The following is a 14,651-nucleotide window of genomic DNA, read 5'->3' as shown; positions in this document are numbered from 1 at the left end:
TAAGTACATAACTTGCTGTAGACTTGATCAAATGGGACATTTTTTTGTTGATTTGTGACATGAACATCGCACGTTTCACGCACTGGGTACGCAGTGCCAGTCTTCAGGCATACCCGGAGTTGATGCATGCCTTGGGGGCGAATCCCGTGCCACTGCTGCGCGAGCACGGGCTAACTGCCAAGTTGCTGGAGAATCCGGAAACACGGCTTCCGCTACGAGCGGTGAATCAGCTGCTGGAGCGCTCAGCGCTTTCGACCCAACGCCCAGACTTTGGCTTGTTGCTGGCGTCGCGGCGCGATTTCACCGATCTGGGGCCGATCAGTGTCGTGTTGAAGGAAGAAAAGACGCCCAGGCATGCGATCAACACCCTGCTGCGCTACATGAAGCTGTTGAATGCCTCGCTGGTCTCTCACACCGAAGAGGTGGATGGGAAGCTATTGATTCATGAGCGCATCGTGAGCGATCAAGGGTCGCCGGCACGCCAGGGTATTGAATTTGCCGTCGCGGTAGTGTTCAAGACCGTGCAAGAACTGGTCTCACCCGAGTGGCGCCCCGTGACCGTCTGCTTTACCCACCGCCCTCCGTCGGACCTGACTTTGCACAGGCGGTTCTTTGGCTGCGACGTGCAGTTCAACAGCGACTTCAATGGTTTCGTATGCATGCTTGCGGATCTAAATAAAGAGACGCATAAACGCCAGACCACGATTTCCAAATTCGCGCGAAGCTACCTGGAAGACTCGCTGAACAGCTACCAAAACAGCAGCATCTCCACTATTCGACAGCTGGTGCTGGCCTTGTTACCGGCTGGGCGCTGTACCGCGAAACAAGTGGCCGCGCATCTGGGTGTGGACCGGCGCACGGTTCATCGCCACCTAGCAGAGGAAGGCGTGAGCTTCAAGCTCTTACTGGAACGGATACGCAGCGAGTTAGCCATTGAGCATTTGCGCGATAGCGATATGTCCATGTCGGACGTCAGTGCCATTTTGGGATTTTCATCTAGCAGTGCATTCTCACATTGGTTTAGAGATAAGTTTTTTTGCTCACCGCTGGAGTGGAGAAAAAATTCTCGAAGCCCTGAGGCATAAATTGACATCTGGACGAGATATCGCCGCGTGCAAAAAACTGGGTCGAAGGATATGGGGCATGGAGTGGTTTCAACCAAACTTCGCCGGTTGTAGTCACTCCAGCGTTTCCAAATACTTTGTCCCAGCCGCCTGCATGCAGTGATCGCTGTATTCCGATGCACAAAGACATCGGCCTTTGTTGCATCGGGGCTTATTGATGATCCATATGCCCCTGGAAGGGGTTGTCTCAAGTGCTGCAGATCGATGGAGTGGACGCGTGACTTGACGCTTCCGATATGTGAACCACGCCGCTATTTCGGAAAATACAAAACTGAGTGAGAAAAATTCCGGAAAGTACAACACTCAGTGAGAAACGAGTACAAAACTGGCCTCTTCACCGAGCGCTAAGTCATTGATTGTGTTGGGGCGCGAGTACAAGACTCAATGAGGATCGACAAGTGTCATTTTCACTGGGGGTGAATTTCAATTGCTTACCGATGCATCAATTAGAGCTGTCTGCTTGTAGCTAGAAGGTATGGAAGTGTTTGCTTACGAAGGCTGACAGCATTGCTGTCGGGCTTTAGTGTCTGTTTGATGGGGTCTGTATGCTGCTTTGAGGTTTGATGCAGATCAGATCGCTCCACAAAAAAGGACCCCTGATGACAACTCTTGATATCAACGGACAGCGCCAGTCGGTGGACACGGTGCAGGAGACCCCATTGCTCTGGGTATTGCGCGATGAGCTGGGAATGTGTGGAACCAAGTTTGGTTGCGGCATGGCCTTGTGCGGGGCGTGTACTGTGCATCTCGATGGCCAGCCGATTCGCTCTTGCATCACCCCTATCTCGGCGGTTGAGGGCAAGAAGGTTTCCACCATCGAAGGCATGGAGCTGGATCGTGTGGGCAAAGTGGTGCAGGCAGCATGGGTGGAGCTGGGGGTGGCTCAGTGTGGCTACTGCCAGGGAGGGCAGATCATGTCGGCGGTCGGTTTGCTCAAGACCAATGGCAAGCCTACGGACAAGCAGATTGACGAGGCCATGAGCGGCAACATCTGCCGCTGCGGCACCTATCCGCGCATTCGTGCGGCCATCAAGCTGGCAGCGCAGCGCCTGCAAGGAGCCAAATGATGCAAGAAATCGCAACATTGCCTGAGATTTCGCGCCGTACCTTGCTGCAAGGCAGTGCGGCCCTGGTTTTCAGTTTGGCTGTGACGGCGCAGGGCGTGGTCCATGCGCAGGAGGCTCAGAAATACGGGGCCGATTCCATGCCCGGCGGCACGGTCGACGACCCGCTGGTCTTTGTCAGCATTGCTGCCGATGGCACGGTGACCATCATCGCGCACCGGGCCGAGATGGGCACGGGCGTGCGTACCAGCCTGCCTATGGTGGTGGCCGACGAGCTGGAGGCGCGCTGGGACAAGGTCAAGATCGTTCAGGCCCAGGCCAATGAGGCCAGATATGGAAACCAGAACGTGGATGGCTCGCGCAGCGTGCGCCACTTCTTCGGCCCCATGCGCCGAGTAGGGGCTGCCGCCCGCCAGATGCTGGAAGCAGCGGCTGCGGCGCGCTGGGGCGTGCCCGTGGCGCAGGTCAAGGCCGTGCAGCATGAGGTGATTCACCCGGCCAGCGGCAAGCGCCTGGGCTATGGCGAGCTGGCTGCCGATGCGGCCAAGCAGCCCGTACCCAAGGGCGATGCTCTGCGGCTTAAAAAATCGGCGGAGTTTCGCTATATCGGCAAGGGCAAGATTGCCGTGGCCGATCTGGAGGACATTGGCCGCGGCAAGGCCGTCTATGGCCAGGACAAGCATCTGCCAGGCATGGTATTTGCCGTGGTGGCCCGCCCGGCGGTGCTGGGCGGCAAGCTGCGCAGCTATCAAAAAGACAAGGCACTGGCCGTGCCCGGCGTGAAGACGCTGGTGGAAATTCCGGTCTACAAGAAGGCCCCAGGATTTCAGCCGCTGGGCGGCGTGGCCGTGGTGGCGCGTAACACCTGGGCGGCCATGAAGGGGCGCGAAGCCCTGGTGCTGGACTGGGACGACGGCCTCAATGCCAGCTATGACTCGGCGGAGTACCGCAAGGTGCTGGAAAAGTCGGCCAACAGCCCCGGCAAGATCATGCGTAGCAACGGTGACCTGGATGCAGCCGTCAAGCAGGCGGGTGGCAAGAGCATGGTCAAGGCTGATTACTACGTGCCGCATCTGGCCCATGCCTCCATGGAGCCGCCAACCGCTACAGCTTTGCTGGCCGCAGACAAGAGCCACTGCGAAGTCTGGACTTCGGTGCAGGATGCAGAAACGGCCAAGAAGATGGTGGCCGGCGTTCTGGGTCTGACGCCCGATAAGGTGACGCTGAATGTGCTGCTGCTGGGCGGCGCTTTTGGCCGCAAGTCCAAACCGGACTTCGCGGTTGAGGCAGCGCTGATTGCCAAGACCATGCCGGGCACGCCCGTCAAAGTGGTGTGGACGCGTGACGATGATATTCAGCACGACTTCTTTCACGCAGTGGCAGCTGATCATCTGGAGGCCGCGCTGGATGCCAAGGGCATGCCCCAGACCTGGCTGCACCGCTCTGCAGCACCCACGATTAGCTCGTTGTTTCAGGAAGGTGCCAAGGGGCAGAGCAGCATGGAAATGGGGATGGGGGCTATCAACATGCCCTATCAAATTCCCAATGTACGCATTGAGACTGGCGAGGAGGAAGCCCATACCCGCATCGGCTGGTTCCGCGCTGTCTACAACATTCCTCATGCATTTGCGGCGCAAAGCTTTATTGCCGAACTGGCCCACCGAGCAGGCAAAGACCATAAGCAATATGCACTTGAGCTGATTGGCCCGCCGCGCAAGCTCAACCCTGAAAAGGACTTGAGTGATAGCTGGAACTACACCGAATCGCCCACGCTATACCCCTATGACACAGGCCGTCTGCGCGCGGTGATTGAAGCAGCGACACGTGGCGCGCGCTGGGGCCGAAAACTGCCCAAGGGCCATGGACTGGGGCTGGCTTTCTGCTACAGCTTTATGAGCTATTCCGCCGTGGTGGTGGAAGCGGCGGTGGACGATAAAGGTAATGTGAAAGTGATTGCGGTGGATACGGCGCTGGACTGCGGACCGCAGATCAACCCCGAGCGCATTCGCTCGCAGCTGGAAGGTGGCGTCATCATGGGCATGAGTCTGGCCATGAGCAGCGAAATCACCTTTGCCAAGGGCCGCGTGCAGCAAAGCAACTTCCATGACTATGAAGTGCTGCGCCATGCCGATCAGCCACAGACCATTCGCACCCATCTGGTGGGCGGTGGCATGGATGTCCCGCTGGGAGGCGTGGGCGAGCCGCCATTGCCTGCGGTTGCTCCGGCCTTGGCCAATGCCATTTTTGCGGCCACAGGCAAGCGAGTGAGATCGCTGCCGATTCGTCAGGTCATCTGATCGGAGTCTGAATGCTAAAGCCGGCGGGCAAATGGCCCGGCCGGCTTTTTTCATGGAGCGGTGATCAGTGCATCAACCGATCAACGGAGATCAACCCAGTAAGGCGGCCTTGATGGTTTTGACGCCGCTTGCGTTGTCCCACATACCTTCTTCCTGCGCGTCATGAATGGACTGGTTCAGCGCGGTGGCCAGTTGCTCGCGTACCTGAGCGGCATCGGGGCTGGCATTGAGAACGATGCGCAGCGCCGTACTCAGGGTGGTGATTTGGGCGGTCAGGTTGATGGTGTTGCTGGAGCTCATGAGGACAGTCCTTGAAAATACAAAAAACAAGGCAGCGGGCACCCGGTTGGCGGGTCTGTCAGCTGTCAACGGCCTTCAGTTTCTCTCGGGTTGATACTGATGTTCACGTGTCAACAATGCGCAAAGATGCGCCCGCCCGGTGAAAATTAAGTATGAAAAAAGCCTCAAGCGCTTTCTCATCAAGCGCGAGATGCTCTTGTTTTGAGAGTCTTTGCTGCGCCCGGATAAAACATAAAACTGAGATATGGAGATGAATTTGACCAAGGTATGCATTTTTGGCGCGGGTGCCATTGGCGGCTGGCTGGGTGTGGCACTAGCCAAGGCTGGGTGTGAACTCAGCGCTGTGGCGCGGGGGCAGACGCTGGCTGCCTTGCAGCAAAACGGCTTGACGCTGGTGCATGGCGATACGCGAGAGACCGTGGCCGTCAATGCCCAGCAAGACCCTGCCGCGCTGGGTGTGCAGGATGTGGTGGTGATTGCTGTCAAAGCCCCGGCCATGCCGGATGTGGCACGCCAGATTGCGCCGCTGATAGGCCCGCAAACGCTGGTGCTGACCGCTATGAATGGCGTGCCATGGTGGTTTCTGGCTGGCGGGGTGGATGCCAGCCTGCGCGGCCTGCAGCTCAAGACCGTGGACCCGCAGGGCGAGATTGCGCAGGCCATTCCCACCACGCAGGTGATTGGCTCGGTCGTGCATGCCAGTTGCTCGCTGGATGCGCCCGGCGTGGTGCGCCGCCATTTTGGTAACAGCATCATCGTGGGTGAGCCCATGACGCTGCCCGGCGACGAACCTACGCCGCGCCTGCTGGCGCTGGCCGAGCTGCTGCGCGTGGGAGGGCTGGAGGTCAAGGTCTCCAGCAACATCCAGCGCGACGCCTGGTACAAGCTCTGGGGCAATATGACCATGAACCCCGTCAGTGCCATCACCGGAGCTACGACGGACAAGATTCTGGGTGATGAGCTGGTACGCAACTTCATCACCGCTGTGATGCTGGAGGCCAAGGAGATTGGCGATCGCATCGGACTGCCGATCAGTGATTCGCCGCAAGACCGCCATCAGGTCACGCTCAAGCTGGGTGGCTTCAAGACATCGATGCTGCAGGATGTGGAAGGTGGCAAGCCGGTGGAGCTGGATGCGCTGGTCGGCGCAGTGCGCGAGATGGGCGTCATGTGCGGCATTGCCACGCCATTTACCGATGCGCTGCTGGGGCTCACCCGGCTGCGGGCGCAGCAGCTGGGTTTGTATCCGTTGTAACGCTTGGCGGGTTGGAATGGTCTTGGGCCTAGACTAGGCTGCATGAGCACCCTATCGACCAAGACCGCGTCTTCACCCGAAAGCCATTGGGCCACGCTCTGCGTGGTGACCACCACCGTGGGCCATTCTGGCGAGGCCGAAGACATGGCGCGCGCGCTGGTGGCTGCCAAGGCGGCGGCCTGTGTACAGACCGAGCGCATTACCTCGTACTACGAATGGGATGGAGTGCTGCAGTCATCGCCAGAGTGGCGACTGGTCTGCAAGACCTTGCCAGAGGCATTGCAGCGGCTAACCAAGCTGATGCGCGACCAGCACAGCTACGAGGTGCCGCAAATTACGATGCGTACCGAGCGCTGCCTGAGCGACTACGCTAAGTGGCTCAAGCAGCAGGTGCAGGCCTAGCAGAGTAATTGCGACTGGCCTCAGTCTCTGCATCGCTGACACCATAAAAAAGCCCAGCAATTTGACGCTGGGCTTATGTGAGATCGAACAGAACTAAGTAGGCGGCTTGGGTCAGCCAGCGACGGTCTCTGATCGACCCATTGCCGTCAACCACTAACGCTCTAGCCCAGCGGATGCCGAAGGCGGTCCACTGGAGCGACCTGTTAGGCGGAACCCTCGCCAGTAAAGATATGTCCAATGCAAACCAACCAAAATACAAAGTAGTTCTGGTCTGTATGTCAATAAGCCAGGGGGAGCCGAGCAGGAGGCGCATGGAGGCGTTCCTGTGAACACCGGCCACAGCAAGGCAATGACGGTCACTGAGCCTGCAGTTATTCCGAGCCAAGTAGCGCCGCCGGGCACAGGCGACCCTTTTAGGAAGTTCAGAAAGACTCGAGTTAGAGCACCTAGCGCCCACCAACCAATCATGTAAGCGAGCCACAGAGTCGGCGTTGCAGCGATGAGCATGATGGTGGTCATTAGATGACCAAGTGCGGCGGGAAAAACTGCGAGCAAAAGACCAAACCAAACGAGGAGTCTGTGAATTTGGTAAGCCACGCCTTTCGTTCCGAACATCATCGTGCCGCCTAATTAGATATAGACGACCAAATAAACTTGGTTGTCGTTCCAATAAAACTTTAAGTGAAGCAATGATAGTGGACAGGCAGGCGATAGATTTTTAGGCAAACCTAGAAAGATCAAGATCGCAGTCTGTGATCAGCACAGAAGAGCAAAGATCAAGTGACTGCTTTTTGCCGTTCAGAGGCATTCGACAGCCCGTCTGCTTAAGTCGCCGTAACTGTGTCACATCCTGGGCCAGTCGCATCAACTTTGTCGAATCATGTGGTGGGGTCGTGGCGCAGCCACACAGCGCCGCTGAGAAGGCAGTCGCATTATTTGTGGCGACTTACGGCAGGCCTGAAACCCTCGTATCCATAAAAAAGGAGCGCCTTGCGCGCTCCTTTCATAGGTTTGACTGCTGAAGGGGCCTGAAATTCATAGGAATCAGGTGCTGCCAGCTATCAAATAGGCATCAATTGCTTGTAGATCAGGACAGCAGAGCCTGCGAGAACTCGCGGGCGCTGAAGGTTTCCAAGTCTTCGATTTTCTCGCCCACACCGATGAAGTAGACGGGAATAGGGCGCTCCTGCGCAATCGCGGCCAGCACGCCGCCCTTGGCGGTGCCGTCCAGCTTGGTCACGATCAGGCCGGTCAGCTGCAGGGCATCGTCAAAGGCGCGTACCTGAGTCAGAGCGTTCTGGCCGGTGTTGCCGTCAATGACCAGCAGCACTTCGTGCGGTGCAGTGCCGTCGGCCTTGTTGACCACACGCTTGATCTTGCGCAGCTCTTCCATCAGGTGCAGCTGCGTGGGCAGGCGACCGGCGGTATCGACCAGCACCACATCTTTTTTGCGGGCCTTGCCGGCGGAAACGGCATCAAAGCTCACGGCGGCGGGGTCGCCACCTTCCTGGCTGATGATTTCCACGGTGTTGCGGTTGGCCCATACGCCCAGCTGCTCACGCGCAGCGGCGCGGAAGGTGTCTGCGGCGGCCAGCAGTACGGTCTGATCGTTGTCGGCCAGGTGCTTGGTCAGCTTGCCAATCGACGTGGTCTTGCCCGCGCCGTTGACGCCGGCAACCATGACCACGGTGGGCTGATGCTCGCCAATGGTCAGCTGCTTCTCAAGGGGCTTGAGCAGGTCGGTCAGGGCATCGGCCAGCAGCGCCTTGACGGCGGCGGGCTCAGTAGTCTTGGTGTCCTTGACGCGGCGCTTCAAGTCTTCCAGCAGGTGCTGGGTGGCTTTGACGCCAGTGTCTGCCATCAGCAGCGCATCTTCGAGCTCTTCATAAAGCGCGTCGTTGATCTGCGTGCCAGTAAAGACGGTGGCGATGCTGGAGCCGGTCTTGCGCAGGCCGGCCTTCAGGCGTTCCATCCAGCTTTGGCGGGAGTTATCCGCTTGCGGCTTTGCGGTAGGCTCGGGGGCTGCTACAAAATCCTGAGTGGCTGGCGCTGCTTCGGTATGCTTGTCATCGCCGCCACCAAAGGGCTTGCGCCACCACGAGGCGCTGGCGCTCTCGGCAGGCACCGCAGGCGTATCCTGTGGGTTGGGCTTGGACTCGATCACAGGAGCGGGCGCAGCAGCTGCCGGGGCAGCTGGCGTGGGCTCCACCGCATTGGGCGGGCTGGGCTTTTTCTTGAAAAAACTGAACATTGGCTGGTTTTTAGAATCGCATCATTCTATGAAACATGTACTCGTACTCCCTGCACTGGGCTTAATGGCCTGTTTGAGCGCTGGGGCAGCTTTGGCTGCACCGGGCGCATCGTCAAAACCTGTGCCTGCCACGGCCGCTGAAGTTGCACCGCTGGTGCAGCAGTTCACGCTGAAAAACGGCATGCAGCTGATTGTGCAGCCAGACCGGCGCGCGCCTACGGCGGTGCACATGGTCTGGGTGCGCGTGGGCTCCATGGATGAGGTAGATGGCACGACGGGCGTGGCTCATGCGCTGGAGCACATGATGTTCAAGGGCTCCAAAACCGTCAAGCCGGGTGATTTTTCGCGCCGCGTGGCAGCTCTGGGCGGTCAGGACAATGCCTTTACCTGGCGCGACTACACCGGCTACTACCAGCAGATTCCATCCAATCGTCTTGAAGACGTGATGAAACTGGAGTCTGACCGCTTTACCAACAACCTGTGGCCCGATTCTGAGTTCAAGAAGGAAATCGAGGTTATCAAGGAAGAGCGCCGCATGCGCACCGATGACCAGCCGCGTGCCATGCTCATGGAGCAGTTGATGGCAGCCACCTTCATGGCGTCGCCCTACCGCCGCCCCGTGGTGGGCTGGATGAGCGATCTGGACTCCATGACTCCCGCTGATGTACGCGACTTCCACAAGCGCTGGTATGTGCCCGCCAATGCGGCCGTGGTCGTCGTGGGCGATGTGAATGTGAACCAGGTGCGCGCCTGGGCCGAGAAATACTACGGCAGCATGCCTGCCCGTGCCGTGCCGCAGCGCAAGCCGCAGACCGAACCCACGCAGATTGGTGTACGCCGCATTGAGGTCAAGCAGCCCGCAGAACAGGCCTTTATCGCCATGGCTTACCGCGCGCCCACCTTGAAGAGCGTGGAAAAAATGGGTGTCGATGACAGAGAGGCGCTGGCGCTGCTGGTGCTGTCTGCCGTGCTGGATGGCTATGACGGCGCCCGCCTGGAGCGCGCACTGGTGCAGGGCGAAGGCCAGGCCAATGGCCGCGTGGCCGATAGCGCTGGTAGCTCGGCCAGCATCATGGGCCGTGGCCCCAGTCTGTTCATGCTGACGGGCGTGCCCGCCAAGGGCAAGACCGTGGCTGATGTGGAAGCCGCACTGCGTGCCCAGATCAAGAAAATTGCCGACGAGGGTGTGCAAGAAGACGAACTCAAGCGCGTCAAGATTCAGTGGATGGCCTCCAACGTCTACGAGCGCGATTCGGTCATGGGTCAGGCCCAGAACCTGGGTAGCTACTGGATTCAGGGCATGCCGCTGGATGCTGAAGACAAGCTGCTGGCGGAGTTGCAAAAAGTGACTTCAGACGAAGTCAAGGCCGTGGCGGCCAAGTATTTTGGCGATGACCAGCTCACCGTTGGTACCTTGAACCCCCAGCCCCTGCCTGCAGGTGGCAAGCCCCAGCGCCCCATGTCGGGTAAGGCTGACATGGGCGGATCGGTGCATTGATGAAACACCCCCTGAGCCGCTGCGCATCTTCCCTCGAAGGGGGACGCAGCCTTTGCTGCAGGGCAGCCCTTGCTTGGCTGCTCGCGCATGGGGCGCGCCTATGCTTACGCAGCGTTGTGGAACACAGAGGTTGAACACATGAAAACTATGAAAAAGATAGCTGCTGGCGCTTTGGTTGTAAGCGCTGGAATGGGTTTTTTAACTCAATCTGCCTGGGCGATATTGCCTATTGAGCACTGGACCCAGCCCAGCGGTGCGCAGGTCTGGCTGGTGCAAAGCCCCGGCATCCCCATGGTGGATGTGCAGATGGACTTTGACGCCGGCAGCCGCCGCGATCCGCAAGGCCAGGCCGGTCTGGCTGCTGCCGTGGCCATGATGACATCCAAGGGCATCAAGGCGGCTGGCGATGCGCCTGCGCTGGATGAAAACGCGCTGGGCCAGGCCTGGGCCGATCTGGGTGCCAGCTTTGGTGCCAATGCAGGTCGCGACAGCTTTACCTTTGGTCTGCGTAGCTTGACCGTGCCCAATCTGCAGCAAAAAGCCGTGGCCCTGGCCGCACGCCAGATGGCTGCCCCCAGCTGGCCCGATGCCGTGTGGCAGCGCGACCGCGAGCGCTGGAGCGCATCGATCAAAGAATCCGATACACGCCCCGGCACCATTGCTTCCAAGGCCTTTCGCAAGGATGTGTTTGGCAACTCGCCCTATGGTTACCAGACCACGGTCGATAGCCTGAGCAAGATCGATGTCTCGGCCATGCAAGCCTTTCACAAGGAGCTGATTAAGGCCTGCCGTGCCAAGGTCAGTGTGGTGGGGGCGGTCAGCCGCGAGCAGGCCGATGCCATGGTCAAGCAGTTGCTGGGCCCACTGCAAGCGACCAACGGCAATGACTGCGCGCCTTTGCCAGCAGTCGCCAAGGTGCAGGACTTGAAGGAGGCCAAGGTGGAGAGCATTCCGTTTGAGTCTGCTCAGGCGCAGGTGCTGATCGGCCAGCCCGGCATTGCACGCAGCAATCCGGACTTTCTGGCGGTGATGGTGGGTAACCATATTCTGGGCGGCGGCGGTTTCACCTCGCGCCTGATGGAAGAGGTGCGTGAAAAGCGTGGCCTGACCTATGGTGTCTCCAGCGACTTCTCGCCCGGCCTTGATCGTGGCGCGTTTGTGATCAGCCTGCAGACCCGCCCTGATCAGGCGGCCGAGGCGCTCAAGGTCTCGCAGGATGTGCTGCGCAAGTTCATCGCAGAAGGCCCGACAGAGAAAGAGTTGAAGGCAGCCAAGGATAATCTGGTCGGCGGCTTCGCGCTGCGCATAGACAGCAACCGCAAGCTGCTGGGCAATGTCTCGAACATCGCCTGGAACGGCTTGCCACTTGATTATCTGGAGCATTGGACGGACCGCGTCCAGGCTCTTACCACCAAAGACGTGAAGGACGCCATGCAGCGCATGGTGCAACCCGATCGCATGGTGACCATTACCCTCGGATCCAAGCCATGAGCCGCAGCGCCATCAAACTACACACCCCCGCAGGCCGCAAGGCACTGGACAAGATGATTACCGAGGCCGAGCGCAAGGCTCAGGAGCTGGCTGCGACCAAGCCTGGTCGCCCCGGCGCAGCCAAGGGTGCCGCATCTTCCGGCAAGAGTACGGGTGCGGGTGAAATTCGTATCGTTGGCGGCCAATGGCGCCGCACGCGCCTGGCCGTGGCGCAAAAGCCCGGCCTGCGCCCCACGCCTGATCGCGTGCGCGAGACTCTGTTTAACTGGCTGGGTCAGGACCTGACGAACTGGAAATGTCTGGATGCCTTCGCTGGCACAGGCGCTCTGGGCTTTGAAGCCGCATCGCGCGGCGCCACCAGCGTCATCATGAACGAGCAAGACCCGGCGCTGGTGCAGCAACTGCAGCGTCTGCAGCAAAAGCTGGATGCCAAGATGGTGCGCGTGCAGCGTGGCGATGGCCTGAGCTGCCTGAAAACGGCTACCGGCCAGGACCTGATCTTGCTTGACCCGCCTTTTGAGAGCGTTGACCTGTTCGAGCCCTCCGTAAAGGCGGCCATGGCTGCGCTGAATGACGGCGGCTTCATCTATCTGGAGGCTCCCGAGGCCTGGTCTGAAGAGCGCTTGCTGGAGATGGGGCTGGAGCTGTACCGCTATCTGAAAGCGGGAGCGGTGCACGCCCACCTGCTGAAAAAGCAATAAGCATCAAAGCATTAATTTGCTATTGATATAAGAGCTGCTAGCGCTGATAAATAAGGCGCTAGCAGCTCTTTTTTATGCAAAAACAGCGCGCTTTGGGGCTGCATGCATAATGCTTTTGTGCTGCACTGCAGCAGCATCTAAACCCATAAAAAGCCGCAGGAGAGATAAGCCATGAGCCAGAACGTGATTGCCGTTTACCCCGGCACCTTCGACCCGATTACGCTGGGCCATGAGGATGTGGTGCGCCGGGCCACGCAGTTGTTTGGCAAGGTGATCGTGGCGGTGGCGGCCGGTCATCACAAGAAAACACTGTTCACGCTGGACGAGCGCATTGCCATGGTGCGCGAGGCTTGCTCCAACTATCCGCAGGTTCAGGTTGAAAGCTTTGATGGCCTGCTGGCGCACTTTGTGCTGGCCCGCGGAGCCAAAGCCATGGTGCGCGGTCTGCGTGCGGTGACGGATTTTGACTATGAATTCCAGCTCGCAGGCATGAATCGCACGCTGATGCCCGAGGTGGAAACCGTGTTCCTCACGCCCAGCGACCGCTACCAGTTCATCAGCTCCACCTTTGTGCGTGAGATTGCAACGCTCAATGGCGAGGTGGACAAGTTCGTCTCCAAGGGCGTGCACGAAAAGCTGATGACCAAGGTGGGCCGTAGCAGCTAAGGGCGGTGAATCACAGGGCTGGCACTGCAAAGCCAGATTTCTGGCGGTAGTCGCCGATCAGGTCGTGCACAAAGCGTAGCTTGTCCCATGCCATGGCGGAGATGGAGAACGGGTAGGCATCCTCAAGCCCCAGGCTGCGGTTGAGGCTGTTGTGCAGCAGCGTCAGGGGCACCCACTGGGCCTGCATCACAGAAAAGTCCAAAGGCTCGTTCCCCAGCGGGTTACAGATCAGCTGTGGTCCCGAGCTGGGAATATCCGGCACGGTGATGCTGGTGCTGTAATTGGCCGCTGTTTCCATCAAATCCACCATGTGCAGGTAGTGCGCCCAGGTCTCGGCCCAGTCTTCCCATGGGTGGGATGTGGCATAGGCGCTGATGGCACTCTGGCGCCAGCGGGTGTCCAGAGGGTCCTTGTTGTAGTGCTGTTGCAGGGCTTGCGCGTAGTCCAGATTTTCATGGCCAAACAGGGCTCTGAATGGCTCCAGCCAAGCGCTATGCGCTATCAATTGATCCCAGTAAAAATGTCCTGATTCGTGGCGCAGATGGCCAATCAGCGTGCGCAATGGCTCACGCAGCGCAAGGCGGCGTCTGGCGCGCTCATCATCGTCAGCTTCGACCACGTTGAGGGTAATCATGCCGCTGGCGTGGCCCGTCATCACCGGGGTGGAACCGGGAATATCCGCAAGCAGTGAGAACCGGGGCTCGGGCACCCGGTGCCCATGAGGGTCAAGCAGGCCAAGCTTGGCCAAGGTGTAGAACAGGCGCCGCTTGGCGACTTCAATCTTGGCCCAGCGCAGCTCGTTGGCAGGGTTGCTGGAGTCTGGCAGCCATTCGGTCTGGCGGCAGGAAACGCAGAGTGGATTCGGGTCGGACGCCTCTATCGCAAAATTGCACAGGCTGATGTTGTGCCGGTGCGCACAGGGCCGGTAGCGCGCTGTCAGGTAGTTGGGTGACGCATCCGAAGTAGTACTGGAGGGCGGAAGAATCCCGACCCTTAACTGATCGGGCAGAAATGCCTGAGCCGCACCGCAATGCACGCATTGCAGGCTGTCAAAGTAGATCAGATGGCCGCAGGCCTCGCAGTTGAAAACTCGCATGCAATCACTTTAGCGGCGAACTGTGGTGCCGTGGTGTAGGCGCAAAAAACAAAGCCAGCTCGAAGTTGGCTTTGGCTGAGGAAAGCAGAGCCTGTCAGGCCCCGCTTCCAGGTGATGTGAAGATCAGGGCTTGACTACGATGCTGTTGCGCACTTCGCGCACATTCTTTGTTGTGCGGGCAATTTCAGCAGCGCGGGCTTTTTCCGCATCAGACTTGGCAAAGCCTGACAGCTGTACAACGCCCTTCAATGTTTCCACGCTGATAGCGGTAGCAGACACGCTCTTGTCTTCAGCCATCTTGGCCTTTACCGCAGCGGTGATGGCTGCGTCATCAACGTAGGAACCGACGGTTTGCTGGTCACGGGCGACCGAGCAAGCGGTAGTGCCCAGAACGGCTGTGACGGCAACGAGGCTGAACGTCAAAGCACGAGCCATGTTCTTCATAGGTTTCCCCCTTGGTGTTGAAAACGGCGCCAAAACGTTTTGCTAAGGCGCCTGCAGAAAAA

13 protein-coding genes are annotated in these 14,651 nt (G+C 59.0%); 9 read left to right on the top strand and 4 right to left on the bottom strand.

All coding sequences use genetic code 11. The features are described 5' to 3' along the window. Window positions 1-59 precede the first annotated feature (59 nt). The 3 genes from RSF91_RS11620 to RSF91_RS11610 all read left to right on the top strand — a co-directional run bounded on the left by RSF91_RS11620 (window position 60) and on the right by RSF91_RS11610 (window position 4,485). Window positions 60-1,085, top strand: coding sequence for an AraC family transcriptional regulator (locus tag RSF91_RS11620; RefSeq protein ID WP_332568568.1), 1,026 nt, complete (start codon window positions 60-62; stop codon window positions 1,083-1,085). Between the two features lie 638 nt (window positions 1,086-1,723). After that, entirely contained in the window at window positions 1,724-2,191 is a 468-nt protein-coding gene (locus RSF91_RS11615; protein ID WP_332568567.1) for a (2Fe-2S)-binding protein, read from the top strand. Further along, window positions 2,191-4,485: a xanthine dehydrogenase family protein molybdopterin-binding subunit gene (locus RSF91_RS11610; RefSeq protein ID WP_332568566.1), complete on the top strand. Its 2,295-nt coding sequence runs from the start codon at window positions 2,191-2,193 to the stop codon at window positions 4,483-4,485. Before RSF91_RS11615 ends, RSF91_RS11610 begins: the two co-directional genes overlap by 1 nt. Before the next feature lie 90 nt (window positions 4,486-4,575). Here the strand turns inward: RSF91_RS11610 and RSF91_RS11605 are convergent, their stop codons facing one another. Then, window positions 4,576-4,785, bottom strand: coding sequence for a hypothetical protein (locus tag RSF91_RS11605; protein WP_099735831.1), 210 nt, complete (start codon window positions 4,783-4,785; stop codon window positions 4,576-4,578). Window positions 4,786-5,035: 250 nt separating this feature from the next. Between RSF91_RS11605 and RSF91_RS11600 the strand changes: the two genes are divergently transcribed. Both RSF91_RS11600 and cutA read left to right on the top strand, forming a co-directional pair. Next, window positions 5,036-6,040, top strand: coding sequence for a 2-dehydropantoate 2-reductase (locus tag RSF91_RS11600; RefSeq protein WP_332568565.1), 1,005 nt, complete (start codon window positions 5,036-5,038; stop codon window positions 6,038-6,040). 42 nt (window positions 6,041-6,082) lie between these two features. Next, window positions 6,083-6,442, top strand: coding sequence for a divalent-cation tolerance protein CutA (gene cutA, locus RSF91_RS11595; RefSeq protein ID WP_169108516.1), 360 nt, complete (start codon window positions 6,083-6,085; stop codon window positions 6,440-6,442). Window positions 6,443-7,529: 1,087 nt separating this feature from the next. Here cutA and ftsY read toward each other — a convergent pair. After that, window positions 7,530-8,693, bottom strand: coding sequence for a signal recognition particle-docking protein FtsY (gene ftsY / locus RSF91_RS11590; protein WP_332568564.1), 1,164 nt, complete (start codon window positions 8,691-8,693; stop codon window positions 7,530-7,532). Between the two features lie 28 nt (window positions 8,694-8,721). Here ftsY and RSF91_RS11585 point away from each other — a divergent pair, with 28 nt between their 5' ends. The 4 genes from RSF91_RS11585 to coaD all read left to right on the top strand — a co-directional run bounded on the left by RSF91_RS11585 (window position 8,722) and on the right by coaD (window position 13,049). Further along, window positions 8,722-10,191: a M16 family metallopeptidase gene (locus RSF91_RS11585; RefSeq protein WP_332568563.1), complete on the top strand. Its 1,470-nt coding sequence runs from the start codon at window positions 8,722-8,724 to the stop codon at window positions 10,189-10,191. A gap of 138 nt (window positions 10,192-10,329) precedes the next feature. Beyond that, the gene (locus tag RSF91_RS11580) at window positions 10,330-11,682 is read left to right on the top strand and encodes a M16 family metallopeptidase (protein WP_332568562.1); all 1,353 of its coding nucleotides are present in this window, start codon (window positions 10,330-10,332) and stop codon (window positions 11,680-11,682) included. Next, window positions 11,679-12,383, top strand: coding sequence for a 16S rRNA (guanine(966)-N(2))-methyltransferase RsmD (gene rsmD / locus RSF91_RS11575; protein WP_332568561.1), 705 nt, complete (start codon window positions 11,679-11,681; stop codon window positions 12,381-12,383). The genes RSF91_RS11580 and rsmD overlap by 4 nt, the downstream gene beginning before the upstream one ends. Before the next feature lie 171 nt (window positions 12,384-12,554). Then, entirely contained in the window at window positions 12,555-13,049 is a 495-nt protein-coding gene (gene coaD, locus RSF91_RS11570; protein ID WP_332568560.1) for a pantetheine-phosphate adenylyltransferase, read from the top strand. A gap of 10 nt (window positions 13,050-13,059) precedes the next feature. On the opposite strand, the gene RSF91_RS11565 is transcribed toward coaD, so the two are convergent. Both RSF91_RS11565 and RSF91_RS11560 read right to left on the bottom strand, forming a co-directional pair. Next, the gene (locus tag RSF91_RS11565) at window positions 13,060-14,145 is read right to left on the bottom strand and encodes a zinc-binding metallopeptidase family protein (protein WP_332568559.1); all 1,086 of its coding nucleotides are present in this window, start codon (window positions 14,143-14,145) and stop codon (window positions 13,060-13,062) included. 123 nt (window positions 14,146-14,268) lie between these two features. Further along, a complete protein-coding gene (locus RSF91_RS11560) occupies window positions 14,269-14,589 on the bottom strand; it encodes a BON domain-containing protein (RefSeq protein ID WP_332568558.1) in 321 nt (106 codons plus the stop codon). Window positions 14,590-14,651 lie beyond the last annotated feature (62 nt).

Source organism: Comamonas sp. (assembly GCF_036643215.1).
GTDB lineage: Bacteria > Pseudomonadota > Gammaproteobacteria > Burkholderiales > Burkholderiaceae_C > Comamonas.
This window is presented reverse-complemented; position numbering and strand designations above follow the sequence as displayed.

Excerpts from the sequence above, each read along its gene's own strand:
- RSF91_RS11610 (WP_332568566.1), top strand. The coding sequence starts at position 2,191 with ATGCAAGAAATCGCAACATTGCCTGAGATTTCGCGCCGTACCTTGCTG.
- cutA (WP_169108516.1), top strand. The coding sequence starts at position 6,083 with ATGAGCACCCTATCGACCAAGACCGCGTCTTCACCCGAAAGCCATTGG.
- coaD (WP_332568560.1), top strand. The coding sequence starts at position 12,555 with ATGAGCCAGAACGTGATTGCCGTTTACCCCGGCACCTTCGACCCGATT.
- RSF91_RS11615 (WP_332568567.1), top strand. The coding sequence starts at position 1,724 with ATGACAACTCTTGATATCAACGGACAGCGCCAGTCGGTGGACACGGTG.
- RSF91_RS11605 (WP_099735831.1), bottom strand. The coding sequence starts at position 4,785 with ATGAGCTCCAGCAACACCATCAACCTGACCGCCCAAATCACCACCCTG.
- RSF91_RS11580 (WP_332568562.1), top strand. The coding sequence starts at position 10,330 with ATGAAAACTATGAAAAAGATAGCTGCTGGCGCTTTGGTTGTAAGCGCT.
- RSF91_RS11585 (WP_332568563.1), top strand. The coding sequence starts at position 8,722 with ATGAAACATGTACTCGTACTCCCTGCACTGGGCTTAATGGCCTGTTTG.
- RSF91_RS11560 (WP_332568558.1), bottom strand. The coding sequence starts at position 14,589 with ATGAAGAACATGGCTCGTGCTTTGACGTTCAGCCTCGTTGCCGTCACA.
- RSF91_RS11565 (WP_332568559.1), bottom strand. The coding sequence starts at position 14,145 with ATGCGAGTTTTCAACTGCGAGGCCTGCGGCCATCTGATCTACTTTGAC.
- RSF91_RS11600 (WP_332568565.1), top strand. The coding sequence starts at position 5,036 with ATGAATTTGACCAAGGTATGCATTTTTGGCGCGGGTGCCATTGGCGGC.
- RSF91_RS11620 (WP_332568568.1), top strand. The coding sequence starts at position 60 with ATGAACATCGCACGTTTCACGCACTGGGTACGCAGTGCCAGTCTTCAG.
- rsmD (WP_332568561.1), top strand. The coding sequence starts at position 11,679 with ATGAGCCGCAGCGCCATCAAACTACACACCCCCGCAGGCCGCAAGGCA.
- ftsY (WP_332568564.1), bottom strand. The coding sequence starts at position 8,693 with ATGTTCAGTTTTTTCAAGAAAAAGCCCAGCCCGCCCAATGCGGTGGAG.